The 17,971-nt window shown below is 67.6% G+C and carries 15 protein-coding genes; 14 read left to right on the forward strand and 1 reads right to left on the reverse strand.

Features of this window, described 5'->3' with window-relative positions:
• Positions 1-127: 127 nt before the first annotated feature.
• The 8 genes from BM004_RS08215 (at position 128) to BM004_RS08250 (ending at position 10,210) form a co-directional block, all read left to right on the forward strand.
• Positions 128-331: an excisionase gene (locus BM004_RS08215; RefSeq protein WP_093212486.1), complete on the forward strand. Its 204-nt coding sequence runs from the start codon at positions 128-130 to the stop codon at positions 329-331.
• A 123-nt stretch (positions 332-454) separates the two neighbouring features.
• The gene (locus BM004_RS08220; RefSeq protein ID WP_093212488.1) at positions 455-673 is read left to right on the forward strand and encodes a helix-turn-helix transcriptional regulator; all 219 of its coding nucleotides are present in this window, start codon (positions 455-457) and stop codon (positions 671-673) included.
• 16 nt (positions 674-689) lie between these two features.
• Positions 690-1,937, forward strand: coding sequence for a tyrosine-type recombinase/integrase (locus BM004_RS08225; RefSeq protein WP_093212490.1), 1,248 nt, complete (start codon positions 690-692; stop codon positions 1,935-1,937).
• A 20-nt stretch (positions 1,938-1,957) separates the two neighbouring features.
• Complete coding sequence (gene mutS / locus BM004_RS08230; protein WP_093212492.1) at positions 1,958-4,588, forward strand: DNA mismatch repair protein MutS; 2,631 nt, start codon at positions 1,958-1,960, stop codon at positions 4,586-4,588.
• Between the two features lie 28 nt (positions 4,589-4,616).
• Positions 4,617-5,456, forward strand: coding sequence for a proteasome-type protease (locus BM004_RS08235; protein ID WP_093128451.1), 840 nt, complete (start codon positions 4,617-4,619; stop codon positions 5,454-5,456).
• Between the two features lie 95 nt (positions 5,457-5,551).
• Positions 5,552-6,355, forward strand: a complete 804-nt coding sequence (locus BM004_RS08240) for an alpha/beta fold hydrolase (RefSeq protein ID WP_093213042.1) — start codon at positions 5,552-5,554, stop codon at positions 6,353-6,355.
• A gap of 98 nt (positions 6,356-6,453) precedes the next feature.
• Positions 6,454-8,811, forward strand: coding sequence for a hypothetical protein (locus BM004_RS08245; protein WP_143072415.1), 2,358 nt, complete (start codon positions 6,454-6,456; stop codon positions 8,809-8,811).
• 10 nt (positions 8,812-8,821) lie between these two features.
• Positions 8,822-10,210 (forward strand): esterase/lipase family protein, encoded by a 1,389-nt coding sequence (locus BM004_RS08250; RefSeq protein WP_093212496.1) that lies wholly within the window; start codon positions 8,822-8,824, stop codon positions 10,208-10,210.
• A gap of 40 nt (positions 10,211-10,250) precedes the next feature.
• Here the strand turns inward: BM004_RS08250 and BM004_RS08255 are convergent, their stop codons facing one another.
• Positions 10,251-11,711, reverse strand: a complete 1,461-nt coding sequence (locus BM004_RS08255; RefSeq protein WP_256219827.1) for an amidase — start codon at positions 11,709-11,711, stop codon at positions 10,251-10,253.
• A gap of 136 nt (positions 11,712-11,847) precedes the next feature.
• On the opposite strand from BM004_RS08255, the gene BM004_RS08260 reads away from it, so the two are divergent.
• From BM004_RS08260 to BM004_RS08285, 6 genes are all read left to right on the forward strand, one after another.
• Positions 11,848-13,110: an RNA polymerase sigma factor gene (locus BM004_RS08260; RefSeq protein ID WP_093212500.1), complete on the forward strand. Its 1,263-nt coding sequence runs from the start codon at positions 11,848-11,850 to the stop codon at positions 13,108-13,110.
• Between the two features lie 78 nt (positions 13,111-13,188).
• On the forward strand, positions 13,189-13,569 hold the full coding sequence (locus BM004_RS08265) for a YciI family protein (protein ID WP_093212502.1): 381 nt from the start codon (positions 13,189-13,191) through the stop codon (positions 13,567-13,569).
• A gap of 108 nt (positions 13,570-13,677) precedes the next feature.
• Positions 13,678-14,481 carry an SDR family NAD(P)-dependent oxidoreductase gene (locus BM004_RS08270; protein WP_093212504.1) on the forward strand — a complete coding sequence of 268 codons (804 nt, stop codon included), beginning with the start codon at positions 13,678-13,680 and terminating at the stop codon, positions 14,479-14,481.
• 103 nt (positions 14,482-14,584) lie between these two features.
• A complete protein-coding gene (locus BM004_RS08275) occupies positions 14,585-15,199 on the forward strand; it encodes a GNAT family N-acetyltransferase (protein ID WP_093212506.1) in 615 nt (204 codons plus the stop codon).
• A gap of 138 nt (positions 15,200-15,337) precedes the next feature.
• A complete protein-coding gene (locus BM004_RS08280) occupies positions 15,338-16,099 on the forward strand; it encodes a response regulator transcription factor (protein ID WP_093128442.1) in 762 nt (253 codons plus the stop codon).
• The gene (locus BM004_RS08285; protein WP_093212508.1) at positions 16,009-17,931 is read left to right on the forward strand and encodes a sensor histidine kinase; all 1,923 of its coding nucleotides are present in this window, start codon (positions 16,009-16,011) and stop codon (positions 17,929-17,931) included. The genes BM004_RS08280 and BM004_RS08285 overlap by 91 nt, the downstream gene beginning before the upstream one ends.
• Positions 17,932-17,971 lie beyond the last annotated feature (40 nt).

The following is a 17,971-nucleotide window of genomic DNA, read 5'->3' on the forward strand; positions in this document are numbered from 1 at the left end:
CACGCCCTCACGCGCCCACGCACGCCCACGTGGGTTTTGCCTTCGGCCAGTCGTTCGGACAATTCGATCCATACAAGGCCGCCATCCCTTTTTCTGCTCCTGTGGCCCGCCTTGAGCGGAGGTCATCATGGGCAATGCGAGCCAGTGGGTGCTCATCAAGCGCTTCGCCGAGATCACGGGCTACAGCGAGAACGCCGTGCGGCACAAGATCAAGGGCGGTGTCTGGATCGAAGGGCGCGTCTGGCGCAAGGCGCCGGACGGCCGCATCTTCGTGAACCTCGGCGAATTCGAGCGCTGGGTCGAAAGCGATGCCCTCATCAAGGCCTTCTAACGGCTGTCGGAAACAGCGGCGCCATGTCCAACGCACGAACGGCGCGTATGCGCTCAATGAGCGTATACTTTGACCCGTAGTACCTCCCGGTCGCAGCTGCGGCTCGGGCTTCGCTGCCGGCGCATGAACGACCCGAAACCTCACAACCCGAAACCCGACGCCATCCGCAAAGCCCGCCTCGCCGTGGGACTCACGCAAACAGAAGCCGCCCACGTGGTGCAGGCATCGCTGCGTGGATGGCAGCAATGGGAGGCTGGCGATCGAGCGATGCCGCCTGGTTTGTTCGAGCTGTTCATGCTCAAGACCGGCCAGTGGCCACTCGATGGCAAAGCGGAGAACTGAACAGTGAGGTAAGCAGATGGCGAAAACAGCGGCAACCACTACGGAATACCCCGGCGTCGAGGTACGCGGAAATTCGATCCGCGTCTTCTTCATGTTCAAGCGCGCCCGCCACAGTCACACGCTTCGGCTGGAGCCGACCCGCAACAACATCAAGCACGCCATCAGCCTGCGCAGCGCAGCGCTGTTCGCGCTGAGGAACGGAAGCTACAACGAGGCCGACTTCTTTCCTCACGCGCGCTCGGCCGCAGGCACGGCGTCCGGCAAGCGCGTGGGCGAGCTGTGCGACCGCTACAAGCCCCTCAAGGCGGTGGACATCACCCCGGAGACGCAATCGCGCTACGAGGTCGCGCTCGGCATCTGTGTGGACACCCTCGGTCGCAATCGCCTGGTGGATTCGTTGCTGCCCGAGGACATCCAGAAACTGCGCGTGGACCTGATCGCCACACGCGCCGTCTCCACGGTGAACCACTATTTGGCGACCTTCTCCGGCTTCCTCTACTGGTGCGAGAACAACCACTACTGTGATGAGCTCGGCAAGCATTGCGTGCGCTTCACCAAAAGCATCAAGGATCCGGACCCGCTGACCTACGACGAATACTTGTCGCTGATCGAGAAGGGTTGTCTGCACCCAGTCGACAAGGCTGCCGTGACCGTGGCCGTCTACACCGGCCTGCGGCCAGGCGAGCTGCTTGCTCTGGCCGTCGAGGACGTGGCGCCCGACTTCAGCCAGATCACGGTGCGCCGCTCCATCACGCAGTCGGTGACGTTCAAGGTGCCTAAGACGAAGAAGGAGCGCACCGTGTTGCTTCAGCCGCCGGCGCGCGAAGCATTGAAGGTGCTGGTCGCCGATGCCGAGCAACGCGAAGCGGCCAGTCTCACCGTGTGGCTGAACCGCCATGAGTCGCGCATCGACCATGTGCGCGTGCTGCTGTCGCCGAAGACGCAAGCCCGCAAGACGGTGGTCAACGACTACTTCGTGCCGAGCGCCTGGAACACCAAGTGGATCAACCTCGTGCGCCGCGCCGAGATCCGTCCTCGTCCGCCTTACCAGACCCGGCACACATACGCCTGCTGGAACCTCACCGCGCGGGGCAATCTCGCCTTTATCGCCAACCAGATGGGGCACAAGGACTACTCCATGCTCGTCACGGTCTACGGCCGCTGGATAGATACGGAGTCTTCCAGAGAGCTTGAGCGCATCTGGGAGGGCATGCAAAACATGGCCCAAATTACACCAAAATTACCCCAAAAACTGCCGGCTTGATCGCTAAGTAATTGATTTAAATGGACAAATTAGACTACTCAGCGCACACGCCCATGATGGCGCAGTACCTCGGCCTGAAAGCCGACCATCCGGACACCCTGCTGTTCTACCGGATGGGCGATTTCTACGAGCTGTTCTGGGCCGATGCCGAAAAGGCCGCGCGCCTGCTCGACATCACGCTCACGCAGCGCGGCCAGTCGGCCGGCCAGCCGGTGGTGATGTGCGGCGTGCCCTTCCATGCGGTCGACACCTACCTGGGTCGGCTCATCAAGCTGGGTGAGTCGGTCGCCATCTGCGAACAGGTGGGCGAGGTCGGCGCGAGCAAGGGGCCGGTCGAGCGCAAGGTGATGCGCGTGGTCACGCCCGGCACGCTGACCGATTCGGAACTGCTCAGCGACAAGAGCGAATCGCTGCTGCTCGCGGTGCATGCGGGCACACGCAATTTCTGCGGGCTGGCCTGGCTCAGCGTGACCGGCGCCGAGCTGCGGCTGGCCGAGTGCCCGGCCGACGCGCTGGAAACCTGGATCGCCCGCATCGCGCCGAGCGAACTGCTGTACAGCGCCGAAGTGACGCCCGCGTTCGAGCAGCGCCTGAAGGCCGCGCGCAGCGCCACGCCTTTCACGCTGTCGATCCGCCCGGCGTGGCAGTTCGACGGCGGCCTGGGCGAGCGCAAGCTCAGCGAGCAGATGGGCAGCAACAGCCTGGCGGCCTGGAACGCCGAGTCGCTCACCAACGCGCATGCCGCCGCGGCCGCGCTGCTGGGCTATGCCGAGCACACGCAAGGCCGCGCGCTCTCGCACGTGCAGCGCCTGTCGGTGGAGCGCGACGGCGACCTGATCGAGCTGCCGCCCACCACGCGGCGCAACCTCGAGCTGGTGCAGACGCTGCGCGGCGAAGAGTCGCCCACCATGTTCTCGCTGCTCGACACCTGCATGACGGGCATGGGCAGCCGGTTGCTCAAGCGCTGGCTGCTGTCGCCCCGGCGCGACCGCGCCGAGGCGCAGGCCCGGCTCGAAGCCATCGGCGCGCTGCAGTCCACGGTGCTCGGCGGCACGGCCGCGCCCTGGCGCACGCTGCGCGAGCAACTGAAGAACACCAGCGACGTGGAACGCATCGCCGCGCGCATCGCGCTGCGCCAGGTGCGCCCGCGCGAGCTGCTGGCGCTGCGCCTGGCGCTATCGAAAGCGGAGCAACTGGCGCCCCTGCTGCCCGCGTCCGCCGAACTGCTGGGCCGCATCACCGAGCGCCTGGCACCGCCGCCCGGCTGCGCCGACCTGCTGGTGAGCGCCATCAAGCCCGACCCGTCCGCACTGGTGCGCGACGGCGGCGTGATCGCCACCGGCCACGACGCCGAGCTCGACGAGCTGCGCGCCATCAGCGACAACTGCGACGACTTCCTGCTGAAGCTCGAAGTCAGCGAGCGCGAGCGCACCGGCATCAGCAACCTGCGGGTGCAGTTCAACCGGGTGCACGGCTTCTACATCGAGGTGACGCAGAGCGCGCTCTCGAAGGTGCCCGACAACTACCGCCGCCGCCAGACGCTGAAGAACGCCGAGCGCTTCATCACGCCCGAGCTGAAAGCCTTCGAAGACAAGGCCCTGAGCGCGCAAGACCGCGCGCTGGCGCGCGAGAAGTGGCTGTACGAACAGCTGCTCGACGCGCTGCAGCCCTCGGTGCCCGCGCTCACGCAGCTGGCCGGCGGCATTGCCACGCTGGACGCGCTGTGCGCGCTGGCCGAGCGCTCGCACACGCTGCACTGGCGCGCACCCAGCTTCGTGTCGCACCCCTGCATCGAGATTTCGCAAGGGCGCCACCCGGTGGTGGAGGCGCGGCTGGCCGAAAAGTCGTCGGGCGGTTTCATCGCCAACGACACGCAGCTCGGCCCGCAACAGCGCATGCAGGTCATCACAGGCCCCAACATGGGCGGCAAGTCGACGTACATGCGCCAGGTGGCCATCGTGGTGCTGCTGGCTTCCATCGGCTCGCACGTGCCGGCGGCCGCCTGCCGGCTCGGGCCCATCGACGCCATTCACACCCGCATCGGCGCGGCCGACGACCTGGCGAATGCGCAGTCGACCTTCATGCTCGAGATGACCGAGGCCGCGCAGATCCTGCACAGCGCCACGGCCCAGTCGCTGGTGCTGATGGACGAGATCGGCCGCGGCACCAGCACCTTCGACGGGCTGGCGCTGGCCGCGGGCATCGCGGCCCAGCTGCACGACCGCAGCAAGGCCTTCACGCTGTTCGCCACGCACTACTTCGAGCTGACCGAGTTCCCGGCCACGCACCACGGCGCGGTGAACATGCACGTGAGCGCCACGGAAGCCGGCCGCGACATCGTGTTCCTGCACGAAATGCAGCCCGGCCCGGCCAGCAAGAGCTACGGGATCCAGGTGGCGCGCCTGGCGGGCATGCCCGCGGCGGTGGTCAACCATGCGCGCCAGGCGCTGGAGGCGCTCGAGTCGCAGCATGCGCAAACGCGTGCACAGGTCGACCTGTTCGCACCGCCTCCGGTGGCCGAAACCCCCATGGCCAGCGCCGTAGAATCCGCCCTGGCTGCACTAGACCCCGACGCCATGAGCCCGCGCGAGGCGCTCGACGCCTTGTACGCCCTTCAAAAATTGAACAAACGCGAACAGGCCGCCGGCTGACCGGGCACTGTTCATGCGAGATGAACTCATGACTTACTGCGTAGGCATCAAACTCAACGCCGGCCTGGTGTTTCTGTCCGACTCGCGCACCAATGCGGGCGTGGACCACATCAGCACCTTCCGCAAGATGATCGTCTACGAGCAGCCGGGCGACCGCGTCATGGTGCTGCTGTCGTCGGGCAACCTGAGCATCTCGCAGTCGGTGCGCGAAATCCTCCAGATCGAGGAGCTGCGCGAAACCCGCGAGGACGGCTCGCAGGGCGAACCCATCACCATCTGGAACGCCAAGAGCATGTTCGACGCCGCCCGCGTGCTGGGCTCGGCGGTGCGCCATGTGTACGACCGCGACGCCGAGGCGCTCAAGCATGCGGGCCTCGACTTCAACGTGTCCTTCATCTTCGGCGGCCAGGTCAAGGGCGAAGGCATGCGCCTGTTCCTGGTGTACGCGGCAGGCAACTTCATCGAAGCCACCACCGAGACGCCCTACTTCCAGGTCGGCGAGTCGAAGTACGGCAAGCCCGTGCTCGACCGCGTGCTCACGCCCGAGACCCCGCTGGACGAGGCCGCCAAGTGCGCGCTGGTGTCGATGGACTCGACCATGAAGTCGAACCTGTCGGTCGGCCTGCCGCTGGACCTGGTGGTGTACGAGGCCAACAAGCTCGAGACCGACCGCGTGATCTGCATCGACGCCGACAACCCCTACTACCGCATGATGCACAACAGCTGGGGCCAGAAGCTGCGCGAGGTGTTCGACAGCATCGAAGACCCGGTGTGGGACGACAGCCATACCGAGCATCCGCTGAAGATGCCCGCCACGCGCCACGGCGCGCTGCGCAAAATTTCCACGCCCGACGAAAAGCTGATCTGAGCAATGGAGCCCCCCGGCTTGTCACTTCGTGTGCTTCGCCACCCCCCGAGGGAGAGGCTCGGCCGCCTTGGGGCGGCCCGGCGGCGGCCTCGATGATGCCCCCGGTCGTTTTCTCGCACGGCAACAGCTTCCCCGCCAGCACCTACCGCGTCGTTCTCGACAGCCTGCGCAACCGCGGCTTCGAGGTCGACGCCATCGAGAAGTTCGGGCACGACCCGGAATACCCCGTCACCGACAACTGGCCGCACCTGGTGCAGCAGCTGGCCGACTTCGCCAAGGCGCGCGCCGACCGCGCGGGCGCCCCGGTGTTCCTGATCGGCCATTCGCTCGGCGGCTTCCTGAGCCTGATGTGCGCGGCACGCCACCCCGAGCTGGCGCGCGGCGTGGTGCTGATCGATTCGCCCATCCTTGGCGGCTGGCGCGCGAACACGCTCAACGTGGTCAAGCGCACGCCGCTCATGAAGAGCATCTCGCCCGGTGCCATCAGCCGCAAGCGGCGCAACAGCTGGGAGCACCGCGAGGCGGTGTTCGAGCACTTCCGCAGCAAGAAGGCATTCGCGAAGTGGGACGAGCAGGTGCTGCACGACTACATCGACCACGGCACCTTCGATACGGATGACACCCGCTCGCTGAGCTTCGACCGCGACGTCGAGACCGCCATCTACAACACCCTGCCGCACAACCTGGGTGCACTGCTGCGCGCGCACCCGCTCAAGTGCAGGGCCGCCTTCATCGGCGGGCGCCAGTCGGCCGAGATGAAGCGCGTGGGCATGGCGATGACGCAGCTGGTCACCAAGGGCCGCATCGCCATGATGGACGGCACCCACCTGTTCCCGATGGAAAAGCCGCTGGCGACCGCCGCGGCGGTGGAAGCGGCGCTGCGCAACCTGATGGGTTGAGCGACCTGTCGGTTGGGTGGTTTCCGACCCACCTTATTTAAGGGATGCACGGCTGGCCCACGATTGACTAGAGTCGCCCTCCACCACTGGAGGGCTCCATGGCAACCAAAGAAAAGCAGCGGGCACCGGCAAGCACATCGCCGTCCGAGAAAACCAGCGCCGACGACGTAGTCATGACTGTGGGTTGGCCCGGCAAGCCGCAAGCCCTGCGCACGAGCGGCAGCCGGGAAATCGATCGCCAAGCGCTCTGGTGGAACTACGCACTGCTCAACCGCGAGCGCTGGCAGGGCAGCGACGTGCTCAACGTGGCGCAGCAAACAAAGGCGGTGCTGATGTGGGGTCGGCTGTTTCACCGCGACAAGAAGCAGTCGGCCCCTCCCATGCCGGAGCCGGAGGCGCCGGTCGTCGAGGTAACGATCCGCTACACCGTCGAGGATGACAACTGGCAGTACCGTGTCATGCCCTGGGAGTTCGTGCTCAATTCCGTGATTCGAGCGAACCGGCCGCACGAATTGCGCGAACTCAATCGACTGCCAGCCATCCGTCGACTGGATATGACTGGCGCCAAGACCAAGGCTGCAGCACAGACACTGCCCCCGGGCAACTGGAAGGTGTTGATCGTTCTCTCGGCGCCCGGCTTCATCAGCCGCAAATACACGCTGAAGTCCGAGCTCGACAACATCAAGGCTCAGTTGCCCAAAGCAGAGATCGAGGAGATCTGGACGCCTAAGTTCAAGGCCCTCCAGGAGAAGATTGCCGAATTCCGACCTGACATCGTGCACTTCGCGGGATGCGACACCCACCAGGCACGCGCCCTCGCCGAAAGCAACGATTGGAGGGCGAAAGAGAGCGAAGTCATCCTTGGCCAGTTGGGTGAGTGCGGGCCCGATCCGAAGATCGAAGGCATGGAGGAAGCCGACGGGTACGCGATGCTCCACGAAGAGTCCGAGTTGATGCATGGAACCAGCGCGCGGATTGCCTGCGTTTCGTATATGCGGCTGCCCGATCTGTTCAAGACGCACAAACCTGCGCTGGTCTGCTGGAACCTGTATCACTCGGCCAACCGCATTGCCGCTTTGACTGTAGGCGAGGCGCACGCCGGCGCCTCGATCGGCTTCCAGGACTTCATCGACGACGAACTGGCCGAAGAGTACTTCAAGGAGTTCTACAAGGGCCTTGCGGCGAGCCGAGGCCGCGTTGCAGTCGCTCACGTGCGTGCGTTGAAGGGATTGTGGCGGCTGCCCGAGAGCCTGCGCGGTTCGGGCATCGTGCTGTGGTCGCATGAATCCAGACTGGAGGAGTTCAATGGCATGGACACCTCAGCCGACGAACTCCAGCCTACGCGAAACGAAGAACACGAAGGCGGCCTGCTGACATCCGAGCAGTGGGAGTGCTATGTGAAGGTGCCACCCGGTCTCAACTACGCGCAATTGCATCAGAAAGAGTACCCGTTCGAGAACTTCCGCGTCTTCCTGAAAGAACCGCTGATTCTCCGCAACATGAATATCGAGGTAAGACTGAACGGCGAAGACCGCGAACTGGTCTACCGCCACCAGTTCGACATCGAGGCGCCCTTCATCGACTTGCGCAGCGACATCGAGTTTCCGCTGACATCGCCGCTCGCGCGGTCCTGCGGTGAAAGTGTGGTGACCACGCTTTACGTCAAGCTCACCTATGGCGCCCAGGTGCTGCTCAGCAAGACATACCGCACCCGCCTGCTACCCACTGACCAGTGGCGCTTCTCGATACAGAGCGCGCACACGCTGGCGTCTTTCATCTTTCCGCGCGATCCCGAGGTCGAGGCCCTCGTCTTGAAGGCGCAAAAGTACGTGCGCGTGCTGCGCGACGACGCCACGGCCGGGTTCGAAGGCTACCAGGCCGATTCGCCCGAAGCCGTCGACTTGCAGGTGCGTGCGCTGTGGTCCACGCTCGTGCACGAGTACCGGCTTGGCTACATCAACCCGCCGCCGGCTTACAGCAAAGACACCGACAGCCAACGCCTGCGCACGCCCACCATGGTGCTCAAGGGTGGCTGGGGAACTTGCATCGATCTGGCACTCCTGCTCGCTGCGGCGCTCGAGTTGGTGGACATCCAGCCAGTCATCTTGGTGCTCAAGGCGCATGCTTTCGTGGGCTACTGGCGCAGCATGGAAGGACGCGATCGCTTCCTCGAGATGACCGACAAGGCCGACGCCGGAGAAAAGTGGAGCTTCCTGCCGCGCCGCCCGATCTACGGAATGTTCCTGAGCACCTCGCTGCGCGAGATCCAGCACTACATCGACACCGGAGAGTTGGTGACGCTGGAGTCCACGCTGCTGACCATGATGGGCGGCTTCGACGAGGCCATTGCCCATGGACAGGACAACCTCAGCGATCCGCAGGACTTCGACTACATGATCGACCTGGCGAGTGCGCGCACGGCGCAGATCACGCCGCTTCCGCTGAACTTCGCCTGAGGAGCGCACCATGAACACACCGGCTTCCGTCCAGGCGAAAAGCGGTTTCCAGCTGCTGGCCACCGAGCAGCTTGCACGTGGTGCCTCGGTCACCTTCGAGGTGGCAGCGGAACACGAGGCACAGCAGCGCGCAGCGGGTGCGGCAAAGCGCGGCGTCCGCGCGACACGTAATGGCGCAGCCAGCGCCGAGGTGCTGCTGATCGAGGACAGCCGCGGCGTGCTTCACTGGGACTATCGCGTCGGCACCATGAGCAGCGGCGCACCCAGCCTGCGCCGCACCGCACTCGGTGGGCGTGGGCGTTACCGTGGCGGCTTGTTTTCGTTCGGCCGCACCATCACCCGCTCGGAGGTGGCGGAGGTTGGGCCCAACGCCATCGGCGCTGCGCTGCAGAAGCTCGACGAAAAGCTCACGCCGAACCAGGGCCTGCGTCTCTTCTCGGAGGCAACGCTCGGCGATCCCGTCAAGCCCGCCGGCCAGTTGAACGAGTGCAAGCGACTTTTGCTGCTCGTGCACGGCACCTTCAGCAAGGGCGACGTGTACTTCGAGGCGCTGCCGCCGTCGTTCTTTGCCTCGGCGCTGGCAAAGGTCTACAGCCATGTGGTGAGCTTCGACCACCCGACGCTAAGCGTAAGTCCGATCCTCAACGCCATGGACCTGGAGAACACGTTGAGCGCAGCCGGCCTGCCACTGGCCACGCCGGTGGACGTGATCTGCCACAGCCGAGGCGGGCTGGTGGCGAGTTGGTGGATCCGTTCGACGCGCTACACGGTCGAGACGCTGGTGGCTGCGGGCGCACCGCTGTCAGGTACCAGTCTCGCATCGCCGTACCGCATTCGCCATCTGCTCGACTACTTCGCAAACTACGCGCAAATGCTCAGCAACGGGCTCCAGACCAGCGCCGCATTCCCCACTTTCGCCAGCGGCTTTCTGGCCGGCGCAGGCGGATTGGTGGGCATTCTGGGCGGCATCTCGGGGACGCTCTCGGCGCTGCCGGTGGCCGACGCGGCCATTGCGCTGGTGCCGGGCCTGAACGGCCAGTCGCGCGTAACCAACAACGCCGAACTCAGGCGGCTCTGGGACGATCCGCGCTGGACCGCGGCCAGCGGCAATCCGGCGTGCTACGTGCTGAGCTCCGACTACGAGCCCAAGCGCGATGAGCCGTGGTGGAATATCGTGGCACAACTCAGGCAGCTGCCGTGGATCGCGGCGAACGGCGTCACCGACCGGCTCTTTCCGAGCGGCAATGACCTGGTGGTTGACACCGAATCGATGTCCCATCGCCGCTGGGAGCCGACGGACACGCTGTCGTATGCGAGGACCGACGGCGTACACCACTGCGCCTATTTCACGCAGCCCATGACGGTAGCCAAGCTGCGGAGCTGGCTCAAGATTCCCTGAAGGATGGGCCGGTCGCCCATACCACTCACGTCACCTCACGTCATTTGCCGGTGACATGCACCCCGGGCCGCTCGCCCGCATTCCACTTCCCACCCAGTGCCCGCTCGATCTGCGCGGCCAGTTGCAGCAGCAGGCCGTCGTTCGCCTGAGCCGCCTGCGCCTGGATGCCCAGCGGCATGCCGTTCTCCTGCGTGGCCATCGGCAGCGAGATGCCGGGCATGCCGCACAGGTTGGCCAGCGGCGTGTACGCGAAGTTCTGCCACAGGTTGGCGAACCAGTCGTGCACCGACGGGTTGGTGCTGGTCGTCAGGTACTCGCTGGTGCCGACCCGGGGCGTGGGCAGCGCGGTGATCGGCGTGAGGATGATGTCCCAGCGCTGGAAGAAGTCGCCGAAGGCGCGCGAGGTGGTGTTGAACACGGCCTGCATCTTCGAGCGCTCGGTGTACGAGGTGTTCAGCCCGGCTTCCCAGATCTTGATGTTGATCGGCTCCAGCAGCTCGGCCGGCGGACGCGCCAGCCCGAGGCGGTGCAGGTGGCCGTCGATGACCTGTGCGAAGTTGCTGATGTAGCAGGTGGTCTGCGCGGCAAAGGCGGTCTGGAAGTCGACCTCGGGCAGCACCCATTCGACGTGGTGCCCCAGCTCTTCGAGGAACTTGCCCACGCGTTCCAGCTCGGCCACGAAATGCGGCGTGGCGCGGAAGTCGCCCCACTCGTGCGACAGCGCGATGCGCAGGCGGCCCGGGTCCTTCCTGATGAGTTCGCTGTACGGCTCGGCCGGCGACCAGAAGGGCATGAACTCGCCCGGCGCGCCGCCGCGGCAGTTGTCGACGAAGGCCGCCGTGTCGCGCACGGTGCGGCTGTGGCAGCCCTGGATCGACACCAGCCCCGACAGGTCCGACAAGCCGGGTGCCAGCGAGAACACGCCGCGCGACACCTTCAGGCCGATGTTGCCGTTCACGCCGGCCGGAATGCGGATGGAGCCGCCGCCGTCGGTGGCATGCGACAGCGGCAGCACACCGGCGGCGACGATGGCAGCGGTGCCGGCCGACGAGCCGCAGGTGGTGTAGCCGAGGTCCCACGGGTTGCGCGTGACGTTGTACGCGTTCTCCACCGAGCTGCACACGCCGAACTCGGGCGTGGTGCTGCGGCCCACGATGTTCAGGCCGGCCTTGCGCAGCTGCTGCGTGAGGAAGCTGTCGGCCGCCGGGCGCTGGCCCTGCATCATGGCGGAGCCGAATTCCTGCAGGCGGCCCTTCAGCGTGGGGCCCAGGTCCTTCATCAGGTAAGGCAAGCCGGCGAACACGCCCTCGGGGTTCATGCCGTCCTTCAGCGGGTCGGCAACCACGTCGCCAAACACCTCGACCACGGCGTCGAGCTGCGGGTTGACCTTGGCGATGCCGGCCGCGGCCTGCGCGGCCAGCTCGGCGGCCGTCACGTCGCCCTTGCGGACCCGCTCGGCCAGCCCGATGCCGTCGTGCGCGGCCCATTCTTCCCAACTCATTGCAAACGTCATCTGGCGCGTTCCATTTCTATTCAAGGACATTTAGAAAACTGCTCGTCTTATTTTGCCGAGCGTGTCGGTGCGACGCATACTCGTTCGTCCTTGGGTGAGCAAGAACGAGGGACAAGCGCTTCGCATGACCGACACCGCCTGGATCGCCACCACGCTGACCGCATCGCGCCCGCGCGCGATGGCCGCGTTGCTGCGCCGCTTCCGCGAGCTCGACACGGCCGAGGAAGCCTTCCAGGAGGCCTGCCTGCGCGCCCTGCAGCACTGGCCCGCCGGCGGCCCGCCGCGCGACCCGCTCGCGTGGCTGATCTTCGTGGGGCGCAACGCGGGGGTCGACGAGCTGCGGCGGCGCAGCCGGCATGAGCCGCTGCCCGACGACGAAGACAGTGACGCTCTCTCACGCACCCTGGCCTTCGGCGACAGCGAGGCATCCCGCATCGAGCAGCTCGACCACGGGCACTACCGCGACGACGTGCTACGCCTGCTGTTCGTGTGCTGCCACCCCGCGCTGCCGCTCACGCAGCAGATCGCGCTGGCGTTGCGCATCGTCTCGGGGCTGTCGGTGCGGGAGATCGCGCGCGCCTTCCTGGTCGGCGAAAGCGCGATGGAGCAGCGCATCACGCGCGCCAGGAAGCACGTGGCCTCGGCCGGCATTCCGTTCGACACGCCGGGGCGGCGCGAGCGCGACGAGCGGCTGGCCGCCGTGTGCACCACGGTCTACCTGCTGTTCAACGAAGGCTATGCGGCCGGCGGCGGCACCGAGCATGTGCGCGCCGCGCTGTGCGAAGAGGCGATACGGCTCGCGCGGCTGCTGCTGGCGCTGTTCCCCGACGAGCCCGAGCTCATGGGCCTGGCCGCCCTGCTCCTGCTGCAGCATGCGCGCGCCGGCGCGCGGCTCGACGCCGGCGGCCTGGTGGTGCTGCTCGAAGACCAGAACCGCGCGCTGTGGAACCGCGCGCTCATCGGCGAAGGCCTGGCGCTGGCCGAGGCGGCGCTGCGCCAGCGCCGGCCGGGCCCCTACCAGCTGCAGGCCGCCATTGCAGGCACGCACGCGCAGGCCGCGCGCGCCGACGACACCGACTGGGGCGAGATCGATCGCCTCTACGCCGCGCTCGAAACCCTGCAGCCCTCGCCGGTCGTCACGCTGAACCGCGCGGTGGCCGTGAACAAGCTGCACGGGCCGCGCGTGGCGCTGTCGCTGGTCGAGCCGCTGGCCGATGCGCTGGGCGGCTACTTTCACTTTCACGGCCTGCGCGGCGCGCTGCTGCTGCAGCTCGGCCTGGGCGAGGAAGCCCGCGCGGCCTTTGCGCGCGCCCTGGCGCTGGCCCGCACGGCGGCCGAGGCGGCGCACATCCGCGGCATGCTCGACCGCGCCGGCGCGCCGCACTGAACCCGCGCCCCCTTCACCTCGCTCTTCACCTCGCTCTTTACCTCGCTCTTCACCTCCCCCAGCCTGCAAAGGAAGACCATGCTCTATTCCATCCTCATCTACGGCTCCGAATCGGCGGTGGCCGCCTGGGAGCCCGGCGTCGAAGAGGACATGCTCGAACGCCACGCCGACCTGCGCGACGACCTGCAGGCGCAAGGCCGCCTCGGCATGGTGCTGCGGCTGATGCCGGACGTGGCGACCACGGTGCGCCGCGCCGGCGACCTGCACCCGCTGGTGACCGACGGGCCGTTCGCCGAGACCAAGGAGCAGTTGATGGGCATCTACATCGTCGAGTGCGAAACGCTCGATGACGCCACGCACGCGGCGCACCGGCTGGCGTTCGAGACGGGCGTGTTCGAGATCCGGCCCGTCACCTGGTACGACCCGGGCACGATCGCGGCGCGCATTCCGCAGGTCTGAAAAAAGAATCCGAAGAAATTGCGCCGGCGTTGTCGGACCGCGCCGCCGCCGTCCGTCCTTGGCTGGAACGCCCGCACGCCGCGGGCGGCAACCCGAGGAGAAAAGACGATGTCACAGGCATTCAAGCAACGGTGCGTGGTGGTTCACGGCGGCAGCGGCGCCATCGGGGCGGCGGTGGCCCGCGCCTTTGCACGCGAAGGCGCGCGGGTGTTCGTCACGGGCCGCAACCGCGCCAGGCTCGACGCGGTGGTGCGCGACATGGTGGCCGCCGGCGGCCAGGCCGAGGCGGCGGTGGTCGATGCGCTCGACGAGCAGGCCATGCTGCGCCACGCCGCGGCGGTGGCCGAACGCGCTGGCGGCATCGACATCGCGCTCAACGCCATCGGCGTCGTGCATGTGCAGGGCACGCCGCTGTCGGCGCTTTCGCTGGACGACTACTTCCTGCCCGTGCACGTCTATACGCGCAGCCCGTTCCTCACGGCCAAGGCCGTGGCGCCGCACATGGCGGGGCGCGGCGGCGGCGTGATCCTGTCGGTGTCGACGCCGGCCTCGCGCCTGCCGGGGCCGGGCTACCTCGGGCATGCGGTGGCCTGCGCGGGCGTGGAGGCGCTGTCGCGCCACATGGCGGGCGAGCTGGCGGCGTTCAACATCCGCACGGTGTGCATCCGCTCGCACGCCATTCCCGAGGCGGCCCTGGGCGGCTCGCACAGCCATGAAGTCTTTCGCCCCGTGGCGCAAGGCATGGGCCTCACGGTCGAGGAGATGCTGGCGGCCAAGCCGGCCGGCCTGCTGGTGAAGCGCCTGCCGTCGCTCGACCAGCTCGCGGCCGCGGCGCTGTTCGCCGCGTCGGACGGGGCCGGTGCGATGACCGGCGCGGTGCTGAACCTGAGCGGCGGGGTCACGCTCGACTGAGCAAGCGTCGAATGCCAGAAGGGGAAAAGGGGCCGCTGCCTAGAATCGTGCGGACTCCCCTGCTCCCGAACCCCATGCACCCTGTGCACCCCGCACGCTCCGAATGCCGCTCGAACACCTGTCCACGCCCGCACTCGCCGACGCGCTGATCGTCGATCCCTTCTACCTGGCGATCTCCGCCGACTTCGCGCACGACATGCCGCGGCGCAAGGCCGTGCTGGCCTCGTACTTCGCCTACTCGCTGGGCGAGGCCCAACGCACCGGCCGTTGCCTGGTGCCGCAAGACCGTGAACTGGGTGCCGCGGCCTGGCTGCTGCCGCGCGCGGCGGCCGTGGACGCGGCAGAGTCGGCGGCCAAGAACGCGTTTCTCGCGGAAGCGCTCGGGCCGCTGGGCCACGCCAACTACCACCGCATCGTCGAGTTCATGGCGGCGCGCGCACCGGCGGCGGTACCCGAGGGCGCCTGGTACCTGTCGATCCTGGGCATCGCGCCCGCCGCACAAGGCCGCGGGCTGGGCGGCCAACTGCTGGTGCCGACGCTGGCCGAGGCCGACGCGGCGGGCGTGCCCTGCTTCCTGGAAACCTTCACGCCGCCCAGCGTGCCGTTCTACGAGCGCCTGGGCTTTCGCCGCGAGGCCGCGCACCGCGAGCCCGTGACCGATTCGGAGTACCTGATCATGTGCCGGCCGCCGTGCAAATCGGCCTCCGCCGCAGCCTGATGCGCAAGGATGCCGCCGCCCCGAAGCCCACGGCCTCAGGAGGGCCAGGGGATACAACCGGCAATACTTGGCAACAATCCTTGAAAATAAGTAAATACGTTCTGGCTGTCCTGCTTCGTTAGCCGAAAAATCCGCTTCATGTCCTCTTCCCTGATCGACGGCGCCGAGCCCGTGCTGCTGTCTCCTGCCCTGGTCGTCGAGGACGATCCGGCAATGCAGGAGCGGCTGCGCTACGTGCTGTCCACGCTGGGCTGCGACGAGGACCGCATCGCGGTGACCGACAGCGTTGCCGGGGCGCAGCAGCTGCTCGGGGAGCGCAACTACGGCGTGGTGCTGGTCGACATCGGGTTGTCGGACGGCAGCGGCCTGGAGCTCATCGGCTGGATGCAGGCGCACTGCCCGCGCGTGCCGGCGGTGGTGATCTCGGCCTGGCGCACCGAGGAAATCATCTTCGCGGCGCTGCGCGCGGGTGCCATCGGCTACCTGCTGAAGGAGCGCGACGACCTGGAGCTGAGCATCGCGCTGCGCAGCATCGAGCAAGGCGGCGCGCCGATCGACCCGACCATTGCGCGGCGCATCCTGTCGTGGCTGGCCACGACCCAGACGCAGCTTGCCGCGCCGCCGGCGCCGAGCGAGCCGGGCGACGCCGCCGCGGTGGCGGGCGGGCCCGAAGCGCCTGGGGCCCCCCAGCCCGCCGCCCCGCCAAGCGCCCTCACGCCGCGCGAACACAAGATCCTCGAGCTCGTCTCGCACGGGCTGAGCAACCGCGAGATGGCCGAGTCGCTCTCGATCTCCAGACTGACCGTGGAATGCCATACCAAGAACATCTACCGCAAGCTGGCCGTGAACTCGCGCACCGAGGCCGTCTTCCAGGCGCGGCGGCACGGCTTGCTGCGCTGATCGGGGCGCTCCTCTCCCTTTTTCTTCTGCTCGCGGCCACCACCGGTGCGGCCGCCGCGGCACCGCTGCAGGTCGAAGCCGTGCGCGCCGCCGGCTGGCACGACACGGCGCCACCCAGCGAAGGCTGGACACCCGTCACCCTGCCCGACAGCTGGGCCACGCGCTGGCCCGGCTTCGACGGCGTGGTCTGGTACCGGCTGACCTGGCAGCAGCCCGCGCAGCTGCGCGAAACCGGCCTGCTGCTGAACTACCTCAACATGGCCGGCGAGGTGTCGCTCAACGGCACGACGATCTCGCGCGACCCGAGCCTGGTCGAGCCGCTCACGCGCGCCTGGAACACACCGCGCTACTGGCTGCTGGCGCCGCCGCTGCTGCGGCCCGGCACCAACACGCTGCTGGTGCGCGTGTCGGGCCTGGCGGCCTACCAGGCCGGGCTGGGGCCGGTGGAGCTCGGCGAGCCGGCCGCGATGCAGGCGCGCTACGAGCGCGAGCAGCTGGTGCGCCGCGACCTGCAGGTGCTGGGCCTGGCGGTCAGCGCCGCGGTCTCGGCCTTCTTCGCGGCGTGGTGGTGGCTGCGCCGGCGCGAGACGGCCTACGGCTGGTTCGCGGCCATGTCGGTGCTGTGGCTGCTGTTCGCCTGCAACCAGGTGGCAACCAGCCCCTGGCCGTTCAGCACCAACCACGCCTGGCAGGCGCTCAACACCTCGCTGCTGCTGGTGTTCAGCGTGGCCTACATGGTCTTCGTGCTGCGCTACGGCGGGCGCCGCCTGCCGCGGCTGGAAGGCGCGGCGCTGTTGGTGGCGGTGGCCGGCGTGCTCGACCTGTGGCTGGCGCCGCTCTCCACGCTGGCCGCGCACCGCGCGGTGTGGACGCTGGCGGGCGGGCTCACCGTCATCGTGGTGAACAGCACGGCCATCGTGCATGCCCTGCGCCACCGCGGCAGCCCGTTGCGCTTCATCGCACCCTTCATGGCGCTGTCGGCGGCAACGGGCGCGCACGACCTGCTGGTGTTCACGCAGGTGATCGACAGCAACCTCTACTACACCAACATGTCGTCGTACGTGCTGCTGCTGGGCATGGCGCTCACGCAGGCGGCGCGCTTCGCGCAGAGCCTGCGGCGCATCGAGAACTTCAACACCGAGCTGATCGAGGAAGTGAACGCGGCCAAGGCCGAGCTGGCCGCCACGCTGGCGCAGCAGCATGCGCTGGAGCTCGCGCATGCGCGCATCGGCGAACGCGTGAACCTGGTGAGCGACCTGCACGACGGCCTGGGCGGCATGCTGGTGGGCAGCATCGCGACGCTGGAGCGCCAGCCTGGCAACCTCGGCGCGCCCGAACTGCTGGCCATGCTCAAGCGCCTGCGCGACGACCTGCGGCTGATCATCGACGCCACTGGCCGCGACGACGGCGCGCGCGCGCTGGGCGAGCTGCTGGCGCCGATGCGCCACCGCAGCGCGCAGCTGCTCGACGCCAACGGCATCGACTGCCGCTGGAAGGTGACCGACATCGACACGCTCGAACTGCCGCCCTCGCAAAGCCTCGACCTGATGCGCTTCCTGCAGGAGGCGCTGACCAACGTGCTCAAGCACAGCGGCAGCCAGCGCGTGGACGTGACCGTGGCGCGCACGGGCGCCGAGCTGCAGCTGAGCGTGCGCGACGACGGACGCGGTTTTGTGGTCGACAACACAGGAGGCACGAGGAGCACCGGAAACACCAGCGGCGCCGGCCTGCGCAACCTGCGCGCGCGGGCGCGCCGCCTCGGGGGCGAGCTGCAGCTGCACTCCCGCCCCGGCGAAACGCAGGTGGCGCTGCGGATGCCGCTCGCCACCTAGCCACCCGGTCACCCGGCCGCGAGGCCCGCAGCGGCCGCAG

Source organism: Variovorax sp. OK212 (assembly GCF_900112425.1).
Lineage (GTDB): Bacteria > Pseudomonadota > Gammaproteobacteria > Burkholderiales > Burkholderiaceae_C > Variovorax.